This is a genomic window from Burkholderia singularis (genome assembly GCF_900176645.1).
Lineage (GTDB): Bacteria > Pseudomonadota > Gammaproteobacteria > Burkholderiales > Burkholderiaceae > Burkholderia > Burkholderia singularis.
Genome location: NZ_FXAN01000070.1, coordinates 1 through 3,356, shown reverse-complemented (window position 1 = coordinate 3,356; position 3,356 = coordinate 1). Strand labels below are relative to the sequence as shown.

5 protein-coding genes are annotated in these 3,356 nt (G+C 60.3%); 2 read left to right on the top strand and 3 right to left on the bottom strand.

The features are described from left to right. Both BSIN_RS15490 and BSIN_RS15485 read right to left on the bottom strand, forming a co-directional pair. Positions 1-475, bottom strand: a 475-nt coding sequence (locus BSIN_RS15490; protein WP_256583821.1) for a DoxX family protein, incomplete at its 3' end; no start/stop codon positions are given. Between the two features lie 63 nt (positions 476-538). Continuing rightward, on the bottom strand, positions 539-1,525 hold the full coding sequence (locus BSIN_RS15485; RefSeq protein WP_089341161.1) for a zinc-binding dehydrogenase: 987 nt from the start codon (positions 1,523-1,525) through the stop codon (positions 539-541). A 126-nt stretch (positions 1,526-1,651) separates the two neighbouring features. Here BSIN_RS15485 and BSIN_RS15480 point away from each other — a divergent pair, with 126 nt between their 5' ends. Further along, a complete protein-coding gene (locus BSIN_RS15480; protein ID WP_089341160.1) occupies positions 1,652-2,542 on the top strand; it encodes a LysR family transcriptional regulator in 891 nt (296 codons plus the stop codon). A gap of 54 nt (positions 2,543-2,596) precedes the next feature. Here BSIN_RS15480 and BSIN_RS26040 read toward each other — a convergent pair whose 3' ends face one another. Beyond that, a complete protein-coding gene (locus BSIN_RS26040; protein WP_173678695.1) occupies positions 2,597-3,052 on the bottom strand; it encodes a hypothetical protein in 456 nt (151 codons plus the stop codon). A gap of 122 nt (positions 3,053-3,174) precedes the next feature. Here BSIN_RS26040 and BSIN_RS15470 point away from each other — a divergent pair. Then, the coding region (locus tag BSIN_RS15470; RefSeq protein WP_143757465.1) for a transposase at positions 3,175-3,356 on the top strand (182 nt) is incomplete at its 3' end.

Below are 3,356 nucleotides of genomic sequence, written 5' to 3'. Positions count from 1 at the left end.
GGGCAACGGGATGACCGCGATCACGAGCTTCGTCGCGATCCTCGGCGTTCGCGAGCTTCGCGTCCAGGCTGAAACGGCCGGCGCCGACACTCGCCAGCAGCAGGAAGCCACCGGCCATGGACACGTTCTTCAGGAGCATCACCGTCTGCGTCTGATCCGCGAATTGGTTGTGGAAGAGCGCGGCGGTGACGACGCAGAAGCCGGCAAGCAGCGCCGCCACGATGCGTACGCGATAACCGGCGACGATCAGTAGACTCGTGCCGATCTCGAACAGCACCGTCGGCACGAACAGCGCGGCCGGCACGTGATTGGCTTCCATGTAAGCGCGAATCGCATCCGGCGCGGCGAGTTTCGACAGGCCGGAAAGCAGAAAGATCAGCACTAGAAGAATTCGCGCAGCCAGCATGGTGACCGGCTGCAATCTTTCGACATCGGTCGCCGATCGAAAGCGATCGGCCGTGGCGTTGTATTTCATATCGTAGTCCTATGTTTATAGAAATGTTGAAGGTGCTTTGGCGGTGAACTTACCGGTTCATGGTCAAATGGTTACAACAATCTTTCCCAGCGCGCGATTGCTTTCCATCAGGCAGTGAGCGCGACGAAGTTCGTCGAAATCCAGCGTATGCGTTTGCAGCGATGGAATGTCGCCATCCGCCGTGGCGCGAGCGATGGCGAGCAGCGGAACGTCGGCGGCAGGCATCGCGCTCGTGCCGAACAGCGCGGACGAGAAAAAACCAAGCCGCACGCCGTTAGGCAGATCCTTCATCAGATGAAATGACTGGAGCTCCGTCCCACCGTGCAATCCGACAATAATCAGCACCCCGAACGGGCGCAATGCACAAGCGGAATCTCTCAGTGTGCTGGCGCCGACCGCCTCGAATACCGCGTCGACGCCGGACGGAACCACTGCCTTGACCGCGGACGCGATCTGCCCGTCGTCCAGGAGTGCGAGGTCCGCACCGACGTCACGCATACGTTGCAGGTTGGCAGCTTCGCGGCTCGTCGCAATCACCGTGACCCCACGGAATTTCGCATAGGCGATGGCCGCGAGGCCGACGGAGGACGTACCGCCGCGAATCAGCAGTGTTTCGCCGCAGGCGATCGCCAACATCTTGTCGAGTGCGCCAATTGCCGTGATATAGGCTCCCGGGAGTGCCGCCAGTTCGGCCCATGAAAGCACGCTGCCGTCCAGGGCGATCACATTGCTCCGCTGTACGGTGACTTCTTCCGCATAGCTACCCGGGCGGGTGAACTGCAACCCGCCCATCGCGGTCGCGACAGCTTGCCCGGTGTGAAACTGACCGGAAGGATCGTTAAGGACTTCGCCGACAGCTTCGATACCCGGCACACGGTACGCCTGATCGTTCGAACCAAGCTTCCCTGCGCGGAGATGCGTTTCCACACGATTGAGCCCGAACGCGCGCACGCGAATCCGTACTTCTCCGGATCTTGGATCGCGCTGCGGGATGTCGAGCAATTGCAGCACGTCCGGGCCACCGAAGCGTTCGATCACGTAGGCTTTCATGCTTTCTCCAGGCGGGCGACCGTATTGGGTACCCTTCGTCAATTTGAAGGGCTCATTCTGGGCTATCGATATCCGCAATGTAACTGGTTAAAATGAGAGAAATGCTTTCATTTTTGGTAGGGAAAATTGGATCTCAACGATGTCCGGATTTTCGTCAGCGTCGTGCAGACGGGCAGCCTTTCCGGCGCCGCGACACGATTGGCGATACCGTTGCCGACGGTCAGTCGCCGCATTCGCGCGCTGGAACAGCAACTCCGGGTCCAGTTGCTCGAACGGACCGCACGCGGCACCAAACTGACGGAGGCCGGAACGCGGCTGTACGAACATGCAAGTCGCGGCGTCGAGATGCTTGCCGAAGGGGAGCAGGCCGTCGTCAGCGATCAAGCGCGGCTGAAAGGGCGGCTGCGTCTTTCACTGCCGCCCGGGTTCGACGTGTGGTGGACACTGTTGTCCGAGTTTCAGAAGCGATATCCGGATATTCATTTGCACGCGTATGCGACCGAGCGGCGCGTGGATTTGATCGAAGATGGAATCGACGTCGCGCTGCGCGTTGGCGCGATTGCACACGAGTCGATGGTCGCACGCCAATTGCTAGCCTACCGTCACGTGCTGGTGGCCAGCGCTTCGTTGCTCGACACGCTGGGCGTACCAAACTCGCCTGGCGACCTGCACCGGTTCCCGTGTGCGGTATGGAGTCCCGTAGCCGAAGTCAGCCGTGGCTGGCGCTTGGGCAAACAGACGTTCGAACCCAATCCCCTCCTGTCCACCAACGACTACACGTACTTGTGCAGCCGTGCCATCGCGGGCGAAGTCGTCACCGAGCTTCCACCATTCCTTGCCGCGGAACCTGTTCGGCAGGGACGATTGGTCTCCGTGCTTCCGTCGTATCCATTGCCTGAACAACGAGTGAACCTGCTATATCCGTCGCATCGGCATCCGTCGGCCATCGTTCGCGCATACCTCGAGTTTTGCCAATCTCAGATCACGTGGTTCAAGCGCGTGTGCACTGTCGAGTAGCGAAGTGGGGTCGCCTTCGGTGCACTCCGCGTATACGTGATGCCTTAGAGCGTGTTATGCACTTTTCATCGGTGCTGTCGTCCAAGAGAGATGGAAAAACGCGGCCCCTACCCGAGTGACGTAACGGACGAAGAATGGAGTTTCGTCGTGCCGTATCTGACTCAGTCCGAGCTGATCACGCATATCCTTGCTATTGATCAGCTCGTACATCCCCTTCAGCCCCGTCACCGGATCGCTCAGGAATTGCGCCAAGCCGCGCACATCGCTCCAACCCGCTTGCACGAGGCCCTTGCCGATGCCAACGGCGGTCGCTCCATCCTGCACCGACGACACCGCCGCCCACTTCCCGGTAGTCTGAGCCATGCACGCAAGCGTCGTACATGCGGCCAATTCCTTCTTCGCCTGAACGATTTGTTCCGACGCCAGCCAGTTATTCTGCGCCGCCGCCGTCGCGCCATTCGTCGCCGCTGCCGCACCTGACGCACCGCCCACGCCCGTTTCCGTCGCCACGCCCGCCACGATCGACGCAATCAGGTTCTGCTTCGCCTCCTTCTCCTGCTCGGTAGGCGTGTCCCCAGCACCGTCTCGACGATGTGACAGGAAATTGCCAGAGTAGTCCCCACCAAAAAGTAGTGGGGACTACAGTGGCAACGGAAGCACCGAAGAGAACTTCGCGCAAAGGCATCCCGAATCACCCCATCGAATTCAGACGGCATCTGGCCAAACTGGCCTGCGAGCCGGACGTATCGGTGGCGCGTCTGGCGATGGAGCATGGGGTGAATCCGAACCTGGTGTTCAAATGGCGTCGAGCATT

Bases quoted from the DNA above. Each gene is read 5' to 3' on its own strand.
- BSIN_RS15485 (WP_089341161.1), bottom strand. From the start codon at position 1,525: ATGAAAGCCTACGTGATCGAACGCTTCGGTGGCCCGGACGTGCTGCAA.